Genomic DNA, 15,014 nt, shown 5'->3' with positions numbered 1-15,014 from the left:
ATAATGAACAACATCACGAAAAAAAGCCTGATTGCTGCTGGCGTCTTCGCCGCAGTGAGCGCACTGGCAGGGAATGCTGCTCTGGCTGCGACAGTACCCGCTGGCGTAGAGCTGGCAGCAAAACAGGAGCTGGTACGCGGTAATGGCGATGAAGTGCAGTCGCTCGATCCGCACAAAATTGAAGGCGTGCCGGAAGATAACGTGGCGCGTGACCTGTATGAAGGTTTGCTGGTCAATGACAGCAACGGCAAACCGATCCCGGCCGTGGCGGAAAGTTACGAAAATAAAGATTTCAAGGTGTGGACGTTCCACCTGCGCAAAAATGCCAAATGGTCCAATGGCGAGCCGGTCACTGCACACGACTTCGTTTATAGCTGGGAGCGTCTGGTCGATCCGAAAACCGCGTCGCCTTACGCCAGCTATCCGCAGTATGGTCACATCCTGAACGTCGATGAGATCATCGCCGGTAAAAAACCGATTACCGATCTGGGCGTGAAAGCCATTGATGATCACACGCTGGAAGTCACCCTGAGTGAGCCGGTTCCCTATTTTGATAAGCTGCTGATCAACTCCGTGATGTCACCGGTTTACAAACCGGCGATTGAAAAATTCGGCGATCAGTGGACGCAGCCACAGAACTGGGTCGGCAACGGTGCCTTTAAGCTGGATGCGCACGTGATCAACGAACGCATCACCCTGGTGCGTAACCCGAACTATTGGGACAATGAGCACACAGTGCTGAACAAAGTCACCTTCCTGCCCATCAGTTCTGAAGTCAGCGATGTTAACCGCTACTTCTCTGAGAACGGCAGTGACATGACCTATAACAACCTGCCAATTGAGCTGTTTAAAAAGTTACAGCGTGACAACGGTAAAGAGCTGCACGTTGATCCCTATCTCTGCACCTACTACTACGAAATTAACAACCAGAAAGCGCCATTCACCGATCCTCGCGTGCGCGCCGCCCTGAAGCTGGGTCTGGATCGTGACATCATGGTGAATAAAGTGCTGGCGCAGGGTCAGAAGCCAGCCTACAGCTACACGCCGCCATCCACCGACGGTATGGATATTCTGCCGCCAGACTGGTTCAAATGGTCACAGGACAAACGTAATGCCGAAGCGAAAAAGCTGCTGGCTGAAGCGGGTTATACCGCCGATAAACCCCTGACATTCAACCTGCTGTATAACACCTCCGATCTGCACAAGAAGCTGGCGATTGCCGCCTCGTCGATCTGGAAGAAAAATATCGGGGTGAACATCAAGCTGGAGAACCAGGAGTGGAAAACCTTCCTGGACACCCGTCATCAGGGTAACTTCGATGTCTCACGCGCCGCCTGGTGTGCAGACTATAACGAACCCACATCTTTCCTGAATACCATGCTGTCGAACAGCAGCAGTAACACCGCGCATTATAAGAGCGAAGAGTTTGACAAAGTGGTGCGTGACGCGATTAAAGCCCCGGATGAAAAAGCCCGTGCAGCTGACTATCAGAAAGCGGAGCAGATTCTGGATAAAGACAGCACCATCGTACCGGTTTACTACTACGTGAATACCCGTCTGGTGAAACCTTATGTCGGCGGTTACACCGGTAAAGATCCACTGGATAAAACGCTGGATAAAGACTTCTACATCATTAAACACTAATAGCACACAGGCTATCAGCAGTGGCGGCGCGTCTGGCGCCGCCTTTTATCTTTATTTATCTGTTGTGAAGCAACAGCCTGGTAGGTACGGCAATGTTAAAATTCATCCTGCGTCGCTTGCTTGAAGCGGTCCCGACGCTGTTCGTCCTGATCACCATCTCCTTCTTTATGATGCGTCTGGCACCCGGCAGCCCGTTTACCGGTGAGCGTACCCTGGCCCCGGAAGTGATGGCCAACATCGAGGCGAAATATCACCTCAACGATCCTATTGGTAAGCAGTATGTCGATTACCTGGTGCAGCTGGCACACGGCGATTTCGGCCCCTCATTTAAATACAAAGACTACTCGGTCAACTATCTGGTCGCCCATGCGTTCCCGGTTTCAGCCAAACTTGGCCTGGCCGCTTTCCTGCTGGCGGTGGTACTCGGCGTCACCGCCGGGGTGATCGCTGCGCTTAAACAGAACAGCCTGTGGGATTTTGCGGTAATGGGGGTGGCAATGACCGGCGTGGTGATACCCAGCTTTGTGGTCGCACCGCTGCTGGTGCTGCTGTTCGCCATCAGCCTGAAATGGCTGCCGGGGGGAGGCTGGAACGGCGGGCAGTGGAACTACATGCTGCTGCCGATGGTGGCGCTGTCGCTGGCCTATATCGCCAGTATCGCGCGTATTACCCGCGGCTCAATGATTGAAGTGATGCACTCCAACTTTATCCGTACCGCCCGCGCCAAAGGGTTGCCGCTGCGCCGCATTGTGCTGCGTCACGCGCTGAAACCTGCGCTGCTGCCGGTGATCTCCTATATGGGCCCGGCGTTTGTCGGCATTATTACCGGGTCGATGGTGATTGAGTCGATCTACGGTCTGCCAGGTATCGGCCAGCTGTTTGTCAACGGCGCGCTGAACCGTGACTACTCGCTGGTGATGAGCCTGACCATCCTGGTGGGTCTGCTGACCATCCTGTTTAACGCGATTGTTGACGTGCTCTATGCCGTTATCGATCCCAAAATTCGTTACTGATTGCGGAGTTCGCCATGATGTTAAGTAAGAAAAACAGCGAAGCTCTTGATGCGTTCAGTGAGAAGCTGGAAGTAGAAGGGCGCAGCCTGTGGCAGGATGCCCGTCGTCGCTTTATCCATAACCGTGCCGCCTCCATCAGTTTACTGGTGCTGCTGCTGATTACCCTGTTTGTCATCTTTGCGCCAATGCTGGCGCAGTTTAAATATGATGACACCGACTGGGCGATGATGTCCGCGCCACCTGACACCACCTCGGGTCACTGGTTTGGCACCGATTCGTCGGGGCGCGATCTGCTGGTGCGTGTGGCGATTGGTGGCCGGATTTCACTGATGGTTGGCGTCGCCTCCGCCCTGATCGCGGTAATTGTCGGCACCCTCTACGGTTCAGTCGCTGGCTACCTCGGCGGTAAAATTGACTCCGCGATGATGCGCGTTCTGGAGATCCTCAACTCCTTCCCGTTTATGTTCTTCGTCATTCTGCTGGTCACCTTTTTTGGCCGCAACATCCTGCTGATTTTTGCCGCCATCGGCATGGTCTCCTGGCTGGATATGGCGCGTATCGTGCGCGGGCAGACCCTGAGCCTGAAGCGCAAAGAGTTTATTGAAGCTGCCCACGTTGGCGGCGTCTCAACCTGGAAAATCGTGGTACGTCATATCGTGCCTAACGTGCTGGGCGTGGTGGTGGTTTACGCCTCGCTGCTGGTGCCGAGCATGATCCTGTTTGAATCCTTCCTGAGCTTCCTCGGTCTGGGCACCCAGGAGCCGCTGAGTAGCTGGGGCGCACTGCTCAGCGATGGGGCCAACTCCATGGAAGTCTCGCCGTGGCTGTTACTCTATCCGGCAGGCTTTCTGGTGGTCACGCTGTTCTGTTTCAACTTTATTGGCGATGGCCTGCGCGATGCCCTCGACCCGAAAGATCGTTAAGGAGTTTCCCGATGACTATTCATGAATTTCAGCCAGCGATGGCGGCCCGCGCGGGAAGCGAACAGCTACTTACGGTCAAAGATCTGCGCGTGACCTTTGGCACCCACGATGGGGATGTCACCGCCGTCAACGATCTCAACTTCTCGCTGCGCGCCGGTGAGACGCTGGGCATCGTCGGTGAATCCGGCTCCGGCAAGTCGCAGACCGCCTTTGCCCTGATGGGACTGCTGGCCAAAAATGGCCGCATCGGTGGCTCGGCGCTGTTTAATGGCAAAGAGATCCTTAATCTGCCGGAGAGCCAGCTCAACCGACTGCGTGCCGAGCAGATTGCGATGATCTTCCAGGACCCGATGACCTCGCTGAATCCCTATATGCGGGTGGGCGATCAGCTGATGGAAGTGCTTAAACTGCACAAAGGGATGAACAGCGCGCAGGCGTTTGAAGAGTCGGTCCGCATGCTCGACGCGGTGAAAATGCCGGAAGCGCGCAAGCGGATGAAGATGTATCCGCATGAGTTCTCCGGCGGGATGCGCCAGCGCGTGATGATCGCCATGGCGCTGCTCTGTCGGCCAAAACTGCTGATTGCCGATGAGCCGACCACCGCGCTGGATGTGACGGTGCAGGCGCAGATCATGACGCTGCTCAACGATCTGAAGCGCGAGTTCAACACCGCGATAATCATGATCACTCACGATCTGGGCGTGGTGGCGGGGATCTGCGACAAGGTGCTGGTGATGTATGCCGGACGCACCATGGAGTATGGCCGCGCCCGCGATGTCTTCTATCAGCCGTCACACCCTTACTCCATCGGCCTGCTGAACGCGGTGCCGCGTCTGGATGCTGAAGGTGAAAGCCTGACCACCATTCCCGGTAATCCACCCAACCTGCTGCGACTGCCACAGGGCTGTCCGTTCCAGCCGCGCTGCCCGCACGCGATGGAGATCTGCACCCAGGCTCCGCCGCTGGAACCTTTTGGTGATGGACGTCTGCGCGCCTGCTTCAAGCCGGCGGAGGAGTTAGTATGAGCACCGTAGCTGAAAAAAGAGTGTTACTCGAAATCGCCGATCTCAAAGTGCATTTCGACATCAAAGATGGCAAGCAGTGGTTCTGGCAGCCATCAAAGACGCTGAAGGCGGTCGATGGCGTCAGCCTGCGTCTCTATGAAGGTGAGACGCTCGGCGTGGTGGGCGAATCGGGCTGTGGTAAATCGACCCTGGCGCGCGCCATCATCGGACTGGTAAAGGCCACCGATGGACGGGTTGCGTGGCTGGGCCGCGATCTGCTGGGGCAGAGCGAAGAGGAGTGGCGCAAGGCGCGCAGCGATATTCAGATGATATTTCAGGACCCGCTGGCCTCGCTCAATCCGCGCATGACCATCGGCGATATTATTGCCGAGCCACTGCGCACCTATCATCCAAAGATGGCGCGGCAGGAAGTGAAAGATCGCGTCAAAAATATGATGATGAAAGTCGGGCTGCTGCCGAACCTGATCAACCGCTATCCGCATGAGTTCTCCGGTGGACAGTGTCAGCGTATCGGTATCGCCCGCGCCCTGATTCTGGAACCTAAACTGATCATCTGTGATGAGCCGGTCTCGGCGCTGGATGTCTCGATTCAGGCGCAGGTGGTGAATCTGCTGCAACAGCTACAGCGCGAAATGGGGCTGTCGTTGATCTTTATTGCCCACGATCTGGCGGTGGTAAAACATATCTCTGACCGGGTGCTGGTGATGTATCTCGGTCATGCGGTGGAGCTGGGGACCTACAGTGAGGTCTACAGCAATCCTCAGCACCCTTACACCCGGGCGCTGATGTCGGCGGTGCCGATCCCCGACCCGGATCTGGAGAAGAATAAACAGATCCAGCTGCTGGAAGGGGAGTTACCCTCACCAATCAATCCGCCGTCGGGCTGCGTTTTCCGCACCCGCTGTCCGATTGCCGGACCGGAGTGCGCCAAAACCCGACCGCTGCTGGAGGGCAGTTTCCACCATGCGGTCTCCTGTTTGAAAGTCGATCCGCTATAACGCAAAACGCCGGGCAGTGGCCCGGCGTTCTTCTCTGCTGCGACGCTTATTCACGCCACAGGATATGACAGAGCTTGTGATCTTTCTCGCGGCACAATAACACGCGGGCAAAGACATCAGTAATCGGTTCGCCATCCGCTTCACCCAGTCCAATCACCACCTCAGCGAAAAAGTCAGGATTCAGATCGTAATCGACATGCTCCTTCCAGTCCTCGGAAGGATCGAACAGTTCTGCGCCACCGCGCTCTTCGAACTGGAGATTAAAGAGGATGATGTCTGCCGGATCGAGATTGTCGCCTGCCAGTTCGAGAAAAATATCGTAGGCTTGTTCCAGCGTTTCATCTTCAGTAAGGCGATTATTTAAATCCATAGTCTGTCCTGTCTGCCTGAGGCCATTTACATAATCTGGCTCGTTTTACAGTAAAGGGCTGAAGAAGTAAAACAGTCGTTCGACGATGCGCTGCCACCAGGCACGTTTTGCCCAGCGTTTGCCATCCAGCAACCGCGAGCGGGCGATGTAGTCATCCTGCACACAGGCCAGATCGCTGCCAAATCCCGCATCATCCACTACCAGCGTCACTTCAAAGTTGAGCCATAAACTGCGCATATCGAGATTCACCGTACCCACCAGACTCAGCTGACCATCAACCAGCACGCTTTTGGTGTGCAGCAGGCCATCTTCAAACTGATAGATCTTTACCCCCGCTTCCAGCAGTTCACTGAAGAAGGAGCGGCTGGCCCAGCCCACCAGCAGCGAATCGTTGTGGCGCGGCACGATAACGCTGACATTCACGCCGCGCTGCGCCGCGGTACAGATAGCGTGCAGCAGGTCATCGCTGGGCACCAGGTAGGGCGTGGTCATGATCAGCTGCTCACGCGCCGAATAGACAGCGGTCAGCAGCGCCTGATGGATCATATCTTCCGGGAAACCGGGACCGGAGGCGATCACCTGCACGGTATGACCGCTCTCCTGTTCAAACGGCATCACGTTGTGATTGGGCGGTGGTGGCAGAATGCGTTTGCCGGTCTCTATCTCCCAGTCACAGCTGAAAACGATCCCCAGCGCGGTGGCGACCGGTCCCTCCATACGCGCCATCAGGTCGATCCACTGGCCCACACCCGCGCTCTGTTTGAAAAAGCGCGGGTCCACCAGGTTCATGCTGCCGGTATAGGCGATGTAGTTATCGATCAGTACTATTTTGCGATGCTGCCGCAGGTCCATGCGGCGCAGAAAAACACGCAACAGGCTGACCTGCAACGCTTCCACCACATCAATACCGGCGTTGCGCATCATGTCAGCCCAGGGGCTGCGGAAAAAGGCGACGCTGCCCGCCGAATCGAGCAGCAGACGGCAGTGAACGCCCCGGCGCGAGGCGGCCATCAGCGATTCCGCCACTTCATCGGCCAGGCCGCCAGGATTCCAGATATAGAACACCATCTCAATATTGTGGCGCGCCAGCTGAATGTCGCGGATCAGCGCCTGCATCACATCGTCAGAGCTGGTTAATAGCTGGAGCTGATTTCCTTTTACCCCGGCGATCCCCTGCCGGTGGTAGCAAAGCTCAAACAGCGAACGCGCAACGTCACTGTGCTCGGTGGCAAAGATTTCGCGGCACTGCTTCAGGTCATTCAGCCAGCGGGCGGTCGAGGGCCACATGGTGCGGGCGCGCTCCGCACGCCGTTTGCCCAGATGCAGTTCGCCAAACGAGAGATAAGCGATAATGCCGACCAGCGGCAGAATATAGATAACCAGCAGCCAGGCCATGGCAGAGGTCACGGCACGCCGCTTCATCAGGATGCGCAGGGTGACACCGGCGATCAGCAGCCAGTAACCAAACAGCAGCAGCCAGCTGATCAGGGTGTAAAAAGTGGTCATAAAGTGGACATCCGGTTCGCGCTTTCGTCTGGCAAGTTTACGTGCAGATGCCAGCTAACGAAACCCTTTATGCTGCGTGGCGACGATAAGAGATTGGATTTGGCATTGGCGTGAAGATCTCTATAATGCCTGCGCGTTAAACGATGTCAGAGAGGAAGTTATGAAACGAAGCAGAAATGAAGTGGCGCGCTGGAGAATGTTACGTCAGGTGTATCGCCGCCGTTCACGCTGGCTGGAGGCGCAGTCAAGACGCTATAAGCGCATCCACTCCATCCGCCATCAGCTGGCGCAGCAGCAGCGTCGCTCGATTCTGTTTATAACGCAGATGATATAATCCCGCCGTGCGGTGATTCAGCCGGTGGCTGAAGCAGGGCGATGATTCGCAGGCTGGTCTGGCACGATAAACATTTACTATCAGGTCATGCAGCCTGCCGTCCATGATTCAGTGAGCCACTCAGGCTTCAAAAAAGCCATATTCCGCCAGCATGCGACGCGCCAGCAGCATCTCCTGCCCGGAGGCGCCGCGATCGCTGACTTCACGCATCAGGCACTCTGCACTGCTGCCCAGCACGGTGGGCCTGCGATAGCCAGCGCGGTCATACCATTCAAACGACCACTTATCTGAACGGCGCTGATAATAGATGGTCAGCCACGCCGAACAGTTGGCGGGATACCCGCTCAGGACTTCAATTTTCGGATCGCCAATAGCGGCCATACGCGATAACAGCGCATCGAACAGGGTTGAAGCCTGGATATTATCTATTTTATGCATAATGAGCCTGCGAATGTGCAATCGCGTCCGTTCAGAGGAATAAGCAGCAAACGATAAAGGTAGACAGCTCTCTGGAATAATTCCTCTTTACCCTTAAAAAAATGACGGTCAGGACACTTTTTCTTACGCAAGGCGTTAACAGGCGGCGATAACTTTTTACTTTTCCGCCGCACCGTCACACCCCATCTGAAAACCTGTACAACCTGACCATCACGCAAGTGACTGTCAGGGCTCGATTTATCAAAAAACCCTATGATTAATGCTAATTTTTAAGCTAAATACCTGTACAACCATCATGTTGTTGTATAGCTTTACTGCATCGGTTAGATAATTTAAATGAACGTTATGAGGGTTAACCATGCAGACCAACGTACGAATTCCCGCTTCAGTCGCTGATATTTCCGCTTACCTTCATAGCGCGGCACGTCTTTCTCAGCAGGCTATTCTTGGTTCTGTGGTCACGGAAATTATGCGTTCCGGCCGCAGCCTGAATCGTAAAGCCATCTGCTCTAAACTGATTAGCCGTTTACAGCATGTGACCAGCCCGGAAGAAGAGCAGCACTATCATGAACTGATTGGCTTGCTGCTGGAGCCGCAGTTCAGCTCTCAGGCTTAAATAAGCTCGCTTATACCCGAGACTCGCCCTGCCTCAATCGGCAGGGCTTTTGTTTTCCCCGCGTTGCTGTTTCAGTCCAGCAAATAGATGCCCGCAACAATCGCGCTCACAGACATGATATGCAGTAATTCGGTCATGACGATCTCTCCTGTTGTGTGACGCTCATTGTCAGTCAAGGACAGAGTGGGGGATTGGTCAAAAAAATTTACATTTTTATTTGCCGATAGCGGGCATTTTCCGCACTATGTCGCCTGACAGCGGGACCGCGCGCGTGGATTCAGGCATTTTTTGCTGCTGAATGTTTAGCCGGTTTAATTGTTCTGCTTCTGCCGCTGGGCGATCAACGCCTGTTGCCTGCCGCCCAGGTGGAGAAAACGGTTCAATATGATCGCTGGCGCGGGCAGCTTGTTGTTTTTCAAATCAGGCGATAGCGTTAAACAGCATTCACTTTGGGAGTGGCATGATGAAAAATCGATCAAAAGCGGCTGTTACCGCGTTAACCTGCTGCCTGCTGTTGACTTCCCCGGCTTTGCTGGCGGATCCCGGTAACGGGAAGGGTAATGGCGGTGGTCACGGCAAGGGACATTCGCAGGGGCATGGCAGGATGGCTGAGGGCAAGGGCTCTGCGTCTCACCAGCCGAAGAAGGGTGGCGATGATCCCTGGCACGCCGACGCCGATGTCACATTTTCCTTTGCGCGTGATCTTGCCAGACAGCACGGCGTGACCGGTTACGCGCCATTACCGCCAGGCATTGCGAAAAATCTGGCCCGCGGCAAGCCGCTGCCGCCTGGCATCGCAAAACGTTCGCTGCCGGACTCAATGCGTCGGGGCCTGCCTGATTATCCGGGCTACGAATGGAAGATCGTTGGCGACAATCTGATGTTGATTGCCCTGAGCACGGCGGTGGTGACGACCATTATTAACAACGTGTTTGATTAACGTCTCCTGCGGCCATAAAAAAACCGCCAGCATAACGCGGGCGGTTTTTTAAAGCGGCAGGAAAGCGGGTAGAATCAGCCTCGCTGGGCGTTGAGCATCAGCGTAACGTTCACCAGTTGCAACGCGGCTGCCAGCACCACCAGCATGACGATCAGTTGCTTCTGCTGACGCCAGCCCTGACGCCGCCAGAGCCAGATCGCACTACCGATAAGCACCACCACCACAGCCAGCAGCGTTAACACGATTATTTGCATTCCGCGCCTCCGGCAGAGAGAAGATGGCGGCTCAACAGCGTAGAACCGCCATCTTTAATCTCGGGTTTCAGACTCAGAACACCCGCTTAAAGGGTTTCACCGCGACCTGCTTGTAGACGCCAGCCGCAATATAGGGATCATCCTGCGCCCAGGATTGCGCCTCTTCCAGTGACGGAAACTCAGCAATCACGGTGGAACCGGTGAAGCCTGCCACGCCCGGATCGTTGCTGTCGACCGCAGGCATCGGGCCTGCAATAATCAGGCGTCCCTCTTCATGCAGCAGCTTCAGCCGTGCCAGATGGGCAGGGCGCACGGCGTGACGTTTTTCCAGTGAATCGGCGTTATCTTCTGCATAAATGACGTAAAGCACTTGGGAACTCCCACTAATCAGAATTTGGCAACACGTTAAGGGATCGACCCTCAGAGTGCAAACGAAACCTCTGAGCCGTCGCCCGCTCAGCATAATGGGCTAAAAAAGCGCTTTTCTTTCGCCCCGATCGCCGGAGTTATTGAAACTGATTGCTATTTGCATTTAAAATCGCGGCTTCACTCTATAACTGCGACTGTTATGACCACGCTGACTATGCCAATACCAAAACGCACGCCCGTCGCCATGTTATTGTCTGTGGCTTTACATGGTGCCGTGATTGCCGGAATGCTGTATGCCTCATTCCATCAGGTGACGGACGTCCCTGAAGCGGCGCAGCCTATCAGCGTAAGCCTGGTCGCCCCGGAAGTTCAGCCCGAGCCAGCCGTCACCGCGCCGCAACCGGAACCTCAGCCGCAACCGGAACCTCAGCCAGAACCTGAGCCGGTGCCTGAACCGCCCAAAGCGGAGCCAGTGCCGATCCCCAAACCTGAGCCTAAGCCGAAGCCGAAACCCAGGCCGAAACCGGAGCACCGGCGCGTCCAGCCTGAACAGAAACCCCGTCAGGAGAGCAGACCGCAGGCTGATCCCTTTAAGCAACAGGCGCCGGCCACCCAGAGCAAACCGACCGCCGCGCCAAAGAGCACACCGGCACCCACCCCATCGGTCTCAACCGGGCCGAAAGCCCTGAGTGTGAGCAAACCAGGCTACCCGCCGCGCGCCTTAGCGCTGCGCATCGAGGGCCGGGTACGGGTCAGATTTGATGTGGATAGCGATGGGCGGGTCGATAATATCCAGATACTCTCCGCAGAGCCGCGCAATATGTTTGAGCGGGAAGTGAAGCAGGCGATGAAAAGCTGGCGCTATCAGAGTGGCCGGCCGGGTCAGCTGACCATGAATATCATCTTCCGGGTTAAGGGTGGCGCAAGCCTGGAGTAGGGGCGAAAAGGTCAGGCTGAACCAGCCTGACCCGCCTGCTTATTCGCTTTTCTCGCCGGATTGCTGATTGGCACGCCCCGCGGGCAGCGGGCGTGAGTTGCCCTCGTTGTCGACCGCGACATAGATGAATACCGCTTCGGTCGCACAGTATCTCTGTCCAATCGGCTCAGACGACACTTTCTTAATCCAGACTTCAACATTGATGGTTATCGAGCTGTTGCCGGTACGGATGCAGCGCGCATGGCAGCTGACCACATCGCCCACCGCGACCGGCTTCAGAAATGACATGCCATCAACCCGCACCGTCACCACACGCCCTTCGGCGATCTCTTTAGCCAGAATCGCGCCGCCAATATCCATCTGCGACATCAGCCAGCCACCGAAAATATCGCCGTTAGCGTTGGTGTCTGCTGGCATGGCGAGCGTACGCAGCACCATTTCGCCTTGTGGCAGGTTATGTTTTTCGCTCATTGATTCCGCTTCTTTTACAGGTGAATGCCAAAAAAATGCCCGGCGTACCGGGCAGTATGATTATTTCTGTTCCTGCTGAGGCATCTGTCGCCAGATGTAGAGGCCGCTGAGCAGGGTGAACAGTAAGGTCAGGCCGGTGAGACCGAACACTTTAAAGTTAACCCAAAAGGCCTGGGATAACCAAAAAGCCACATAGATGTTAGCCAGACCGCAGATCAGGAAGAAGAGCGCCCAGGCGACGTTAAGGCGACGCCAGACCGCGTCAGGTAATACCAGCTCTTTACCCAGCATGCTCTGGATCAGCGGTTGTTTCATAAACCACTGGCTGTAGAGCAGCGCCAGCGCAAACAGGCTGTAGATGACCGTGACTTTCCACTTAATGAACTCATCGTTGTGGAACACCAGGGTCAGGGTGCCGAATACCGCCACCAGCACAAAGGTAAAAATGGTCATCTTTTCCAGCTTACGATAGAGCACCCAGCTTGCCACTAACGCCAGGCCGGTTGCGACAATCAGCGCGCCAGAGGCGACAAAAATGTCATACAGCTTATAAAAGATGAAAAAGACTACCAGGGGAAGAAAGTCGAGTAACTGCTTCATAGTCATTCCAGTCAGAGTTGCCCGATGCGCCCTGCGGCGCATCCGCCATCAACGTAACAGCATATAGAGTCGGCAGAGATAGATAATCAGCATGGCCGACACCATATTACCTGCCGCGGTAAAAATCACCGAGGAGACATTCAGGGGTAACACGGTCAGCGACGAGAAGAAGAGCATGACAATCAGTTTCGCCAGCAGCCAGAGCAGAATGGCGGGGGCGATCAGTCTCACATTTTTCCACGCCATGCGCATGCTGGCCCGCATTGCGGCAAACACCCCGATCTTCTCGCTGGCGAGCATGACCGGCGCCAGCGACAGCAGCATCGTCAGCAGGATCCCCGGCACCACCAGCACCATAAAGCCCAGCTGGGCGATCAGCGTCATCAGAAAGGTGAGTAGCAACAGCTTTGGCAGCAGCGGCGCTGACGCCCCGATCGCCCGCAGCGCACTGACCCGCTGGCCGGAAGAGACCAGCGGGATCAGACAGAGCATCCCGCCGAGCAGCAGGGTATTGCCCATCAACGCGGCGAAGGTGCTGGCCGCCGAAGCGCGCAGCAGCACCTGTTGCTGTTCAGGTGACATATTCTGCACCATCTCAAACAATGAGCTGGCGCTGCTGTCACCCTGTTGCAGTATGGCCATCTGATCGGCATCTGGCGTCAGCACATGCACCAGCATGACGGTGATAAACGCGGTCAACAGCGACATTAACAGCAATGTCGCCAGTTGATGACGCGCGAAATTTCCAGTGTCACGGTATAACGAACTCGCCGTGATAGACATGTACACTCCTTGGAGGAACCCGGTTAATTAACCTGGCGATTGTACATGTTCTGGCAGCCCGGCGGCACCCGCCGTGGCATAACTTTCTGTCATAACAGGTAAAGATGGGTGAAACAGGGCGGGCAGGCCGTAGCGGGCGCGGGCGCGATCGCAGGCTTCGTTCGCGATGCCCGCTTCGCCCGACATAGCGAACTCCCGGCAGGGCGTCGGGCGCTGTTGATAGATGCCGCAGGAGACGCAGCCGCCGATCTCGCCCTGCAAGGCAACGCAGCGCGGCGTGCGGTCGTTGGTGCCGCGCATATTGCGCATCAACAGGCTGAGCGGTTCGGTTAACTCCGTCGGCACCGGGCCGCCGGCATCGTCGGCTTCAGCCCAGTAAAATGAGACACGAAAATGGGCGCAGCAGGCGCCACAGCTGATACATGGGTTAGAGGATTCACTCATTTGATCACCCGCCCCTCCCAGGGCATCGAACCAAAATCAAACAGGAAGATCAGCAAAATAGGCCCGGCGAAAATATTCAGCAAGCGAAATTTTGTGACGTCGGTTTGTAGCGAAATTGATCTAAATCAATCCATTGTTTTTTAAGTGATTTTTCTGATCCGTTCAGAGTGCAATTTTCTGTAAATCACGTTAAATATTTGCCAGCAAAAAAGTGATGCGTTCGCAACATTAACCTCAAGCAAAGGAGTGATGATGAAACTGGCAAAATGCGCGATGCTGCTGGCTCTGGCTTTACCTCAACTGGCAATGGCCCATGAAGCGGGCGACTTCTTTATGCGTGCCGGCAGTGCAACCGTTCGTCCAACCGAAAGTTCCGATAACGTATTAGGCATGGGTGAGTTCAGCGCCAGTAATAATACCCAGCTGGGCCTGACCTTTACCTATATGGCCACTGACAACATCGGTGTGGAGCTGCTGGCTGCGACGCCATTCCGTCATAAAGTGGGTCTCGGCCCGACCGGCACCCTGGCCACCGTGCGCCAGTTACCGCCGACGCTGATGGCGCAGTACTACTTCTTTGACAGCAAAAGCAAAGTGCGTCCCTATATTGGCGCAGGTATCAACTACACCACCTTTTATGATGCCGATTTCAACCAGACCGGCCGCGATGCGGGCCTGAGCGATCTGAGCGTTAAGGATTCATGGGGCGTGGCGGGACAGGTGGGTCTGGACTATCAGATTAACCGTGACTGGATGCTGAATGCGTCACTCTGGTACATGGATATTGATACGGAAGTGAAGTTCAAAGCGGGAGGCGCACAGCAGAATATCAATATGAGCGTCGATCCCTGGGTTTTCTTCTTCGGTGCGGGCTACCGCTTCTGATAAGAGAAAGGCCGCTGAAACAGCGGCCTTTTTGTGTCAGTTATTTAATCTGCATATTATTGACGACAGATTTCACACCCGGCACGCTGCGCGTAACCTGAACGGCACGATTGGCCATCTGCGGTGATGAAACAAAACCACTCAGCTGAACTTTGCCTTTAAACGTCTCTACGTTGATCTCAGTTGATTTCAGCGAATCGTCTTTCAGCAGTTCACCTTTAACTTTGGTGGTCACTACGGTGTCATCAATATAGCCACCGGTTCCCTCTTTGGTTGCGGTTGGCGCACAGGCGCTCAGTGTCAGCGCAACCACGCCCGCCAGTACAGCACCTGTCAGCAGTTTAACAAATTTCATTGCTTTCTCTCCCTGTCACAAAATGGATGCGACGTTACCGTAACGGCGCAATGTCATTGTGGTGCAGATTGCGCAAAAAGGGCAAATAGTGGAGTGAAAAAAAAGGAAA

General features: G+C 55.3%; 20 protein-coding genes. 10 read left to right on the top strand and 10 right to left on the bottom strand.

Translation table 11 applies throughout. The annotated features are described in order from the left end of the window. The first annotated feature begins 3 nt into the window (after nucleotides 1-3). The 5 genes from oppA (at nucleotide 4) to oppF (ending at nucleotide 5,603) form a co-directional block, all read left to right on the top strand. Complete coding sequence (gene oppA / locus ACCW71_RS06575) at nucleotides 4-1,644, top strand: oligopeptide ABC transporter substrate-binding protein OppA (RefSeq protein ID WP_436370325.1); 1,641 nt, start codon at nucleotides 4-6, stop codon at nucleotides 1,642-1,644. Nucleotides 1,645-1,736: 92 nt separating this feature from the next. Then, nucleotides 1,737-2,657, top strand: a complete 921-nt coding sequence (gene oppB, locus ACCW71_RS06570) for an oligopeptide ABC transporter permease OppB (protein WP_436370324.1) — start codon at nucleotides 1,737-1,739, stop codon at nucleotides 2,655-2,657. Nucleotides 2,658-2,671: 14 nt separating this feature from the next. Then, a complete protein-coding gene (gene oppC / locus ACCW71_RS06565) occupies nucleotides 2,672-3,580 on the top strand; it encodes an oligopeptide ABC transporter permease OppC (RefSeq protein ID WP_436370322.1) in 909 nt (302 codons plus the stop codon). Nucleotides 3,581-3,591: 11 nt separating this feature from the next. Further along, nucleotides 3,592-4,605, top strand: coding sequence for an ABC transporter ATP-binding protein (locus tag ACCW71_RS06560; protein ID WP_436370321.1), 1,014 nt, complete (start codon nucleotides 3,592-3,594; stop codon nucleotides 4,603-4,605). After that, a complete protein-coding gene (gene oppF, locus ACCW71_RS06555) occupies nucleotides 4,602-5,603 on the top strand; it encodes a murein tripeptide/oligopeptide ABC transporter ATP binding protein OppF (protein ID WP_436370320.1) in 1,002 nt (333 codons plus the stop codon). The genes ACCW71_RS06560 and oppF overlap by 4 nt, the downstream gene beginning before the upstream one ends. A 46-nt stretch (nucleotides 5,604-5,649) precedes the next feature. On the opposite strand, the gene ACCW71_RS06550 is transcribed toward oppF, so the two are convergent. Together ACCW71_RS06550 and cls are read right to left on the bottom strand one after the other, a co-directional pair. After that, nucleotides 5,650-5,973 (bottom strand): HI1450 family dsDNA-mimic protein, encoded by a 324-nt coding sequence (locus tag ACCW71_RS06550; protein WP_436370319.1) that lies wholly within the window; start codon nucleotides 5,971-5,973, stop codon nucleotides 5,650-5,652. A gap of 45 nt (nucleotides 5,974-6,018) precedes the next feature. Beyond that, nucleotides 6,019-7,479 carry a cardiolipin synthase gene (gene cls / locus ACCW71_RS06545; protein WP_436370317.1) on the bottom strand — a complete coding sequence of 487 codons (1,461 nt, stop codon included), beginning with the start codon at nucleotides 7,477-7,479 and terminating at the stop codon, nucleotides 6,019-6,021. 160 nt (nucleotides 7,480-7,639) lie between these two features. On the opposite strand from cls, the gene ACCW71_RS06540 reads away from it, so the two are divergent. Next, the gene (locus tag ACCW71_RS06540) at nucleotides 7,640-7,813 is read left to right on the top strand and encodes a YciY family protein (RefSeq protein ID WP_436370315.1); all 174 of its coding nucleotides are present in this window, start codon (nucleotides 7,640-7,642) and stop codon (nucleotides 7,811-7,813) included. Nucleotides 7,814-7,933: 120 nt separating this feature from the next. Here the strand turns inward: ACCW71_RS06540 and ACCW71_RS06535 are convergent, their stop codons facing one another. Then, the gene (locus ACCW71_RS06535) at nucleotides 7,934-8,251 is read right to left on the bottom strand and encodes a hypothetical protein (protein ID WP_436370313.1); all 318 of its coding nucleotides are present in this window, start codon (nucleotides 8,249-8,251) and stop codon (nucleotides 7,934-7,936) included. 358 nt (nucleotides 8,252-8,609) lie between these two features. Between ACCW71_RS06535 and ycgZ the strand changes: the two genes are divergently transcribed. Next, the gene (gene ycgZ, locus ACCW71_RS06530; protein ID WP_436370311.1) at nucleotides 8,610-8,867 is read left to right on the top strand and encodes a regulatory protein YcgZ; all 258 of its coding nucleotides are present in this window, start codon (nucleotides 8,610-8,612) and stop codon (nucleotides 8,865-8,867) included. Nucleotides 8,868-9,327: 460 nt separating this feature from the next. Further along, entirely contained in the window at nucleotides 9,328-9,807 is a 480-nt protein-coding gene (locus ACCW71_RS06525) for an anti-virulence regulator CigR family protein (RefSeq protein ID WP_436370309.1), read from the top strand. Between the two features lie 74 nt (nucleotides 9,808-9,881). On the opposite strand, the gene ACCW71_RS06520 is transcribed toward ACCW71_RS06525, so the two are convergent. Together ACCW71_RS06520 and ACCW71_RS06515 are read right to left on the bottom strand one after the other, a co-directional pair. Next, nucleotides 9,882-10,061, bottom strand: a complete 180-nt coding sequence (locus ACCW71_RS06520; protein ID WP_436370308.1) for a hypothetical protein — start codon at nucleotides 10,059-10,061, stop codon at nucleotides 9,882-9,884. 73 nt (nucleotides 10,062-10,134) lie between these two features. After that, nucleotides 10,135-10,431: a YciI family protein gene (locus ACCW71_RS06515; RefSeq protein ID WP_436370306.1), complete on the bottom strand. Its 297-nt coding sequence runs from the start codon at nucleotides 10,429-10,431 to the stop codon at nucleotides 10,135-10,137. 198 nt (nucleotides 10,432-10,629) lie between these two features. Here ACCW71_RS06515 and tonB point away from each other — a divergent pair, with 198 nt between their 5' ends. Next, nucleotides 10,630-11,367: a TonB system transport protein TonB gene (gene tonB, locus ACCW71_RS06510; protein WP_436370305.1), complete on the top strand. Its 738-nt coding sequence runs from the start codon at nucleotides 10,630-10,632 to the stop codon at nucleotides 11,365-11,367. 39 nt (nucleotides 11,368-11,406) lie between these two features. Here the strand turns inward: tonB and yciA are convergent, their stop codons facing one another. Genes yciA through ACCW71_RS06490 form a run of 4 tightly spaced genes read right to left on the bottom strand, consistent with a single transcriptional unit; the run spans nucleotide 11,407 to nucleotide 13,665 of the window. Next, nucleotides 11,407-11,838, bottom strand: coding sequence for an acyl-CoA thioester hydrolase YciA (yciA, locus tag ACCW71_RS06505; protein WP_436370304.1), 432 nt, complete (start codon nucleotides 11,836-11,838; stop codon nucleotides 11,407-11,409). A 60-nt stretch (nucleotides 11,839-11,898) separates the two neighbouring features. Beyond that, complete coding sequence (locus tag ACCW71_RS06500) at nucleotides 11,899-12,438, bottom strand: septation protein A (protein ID WP_436370303.1); 540 nt, start codon at nucleotides 12,436-12,438, stop codon at nucleotides 11,899-11,901. Between the two features lie 48 nt (nucleotides 12,439-12,486). Next, nucleotides 12,487-13,221 carry a YciC family protein gene (locus tag ACCW71_RS06495; protein WP_436370301.1) on the bottom strand — a complete coding sequence of 245 codons (735 nt, stop codon included), beginning with the start codon at nucleotides 13,219-13,221 and terminating at the stop codon, nucleotides 12,487-12,489. Between the two features lie 27 nt (nucleotides 13,222-13,248). Continuing rightward, nucleotides 13,249-13,665 (bottom strand): YkgJ family cysteine cluster protein, encoded by a 417-nt coding sequence (locus tag ACCW71_RS06490; protein WP_436370300.1) that lies wholly within the window; start codon nucleotides 13,663-13,665, stop codon nucleotides 13,249-13,251. A 249-nt stretch (nucleotides 13,666-13,914) separates the two neighbouring features. Between ACCW71_RS06490 and ompW the strand changes: the two genes are divergently transcribed. Then, nucleotides 13,915-14,550, top strand: a complete 636-nt coding sequence (ompW, locus tag ACCW71_RS06485) for an outer membrane protein OmpW (protein ID WP_436370299.1) — start codon at nucleotides 13,915-13,917, stop codon at nucleotides 14,548-14,550. A 40-nt stretch (nucleotides 14,551-14,590) separates the two neighbouring features. On the opposite strand, the gene ACCW71_RS06480 is transcribed toward ompW, so the two are convergent. After that, complete coding sequence (locus tag ACCW71_RS06480; protein WP_009089937.1) at nucleotides 14,591-14,905, bottom strand: BON domain-containing protein; 315 nt, start codon at nucleotides 14,903-14,905, stop codon at nucleotides 14,591-14,593. Between the last annotated feature and the right edge of the window lie 109 nt (nucleotides 14,906-15,014).

Source organism: Pantoea sp. C2G6 (genome assembly GCF_051336815.1).
GTDB lineage: Bacteria > Pseudomonadota > Gammaproteobacteria > Enterobacterales > Enterobacteriaceae > Pantoea.
The sequence above is the reverse complement of the archived record's forward strand: the minus strand, read 5'-3'. Positions and strand labels throughout refer to the sequence as shown.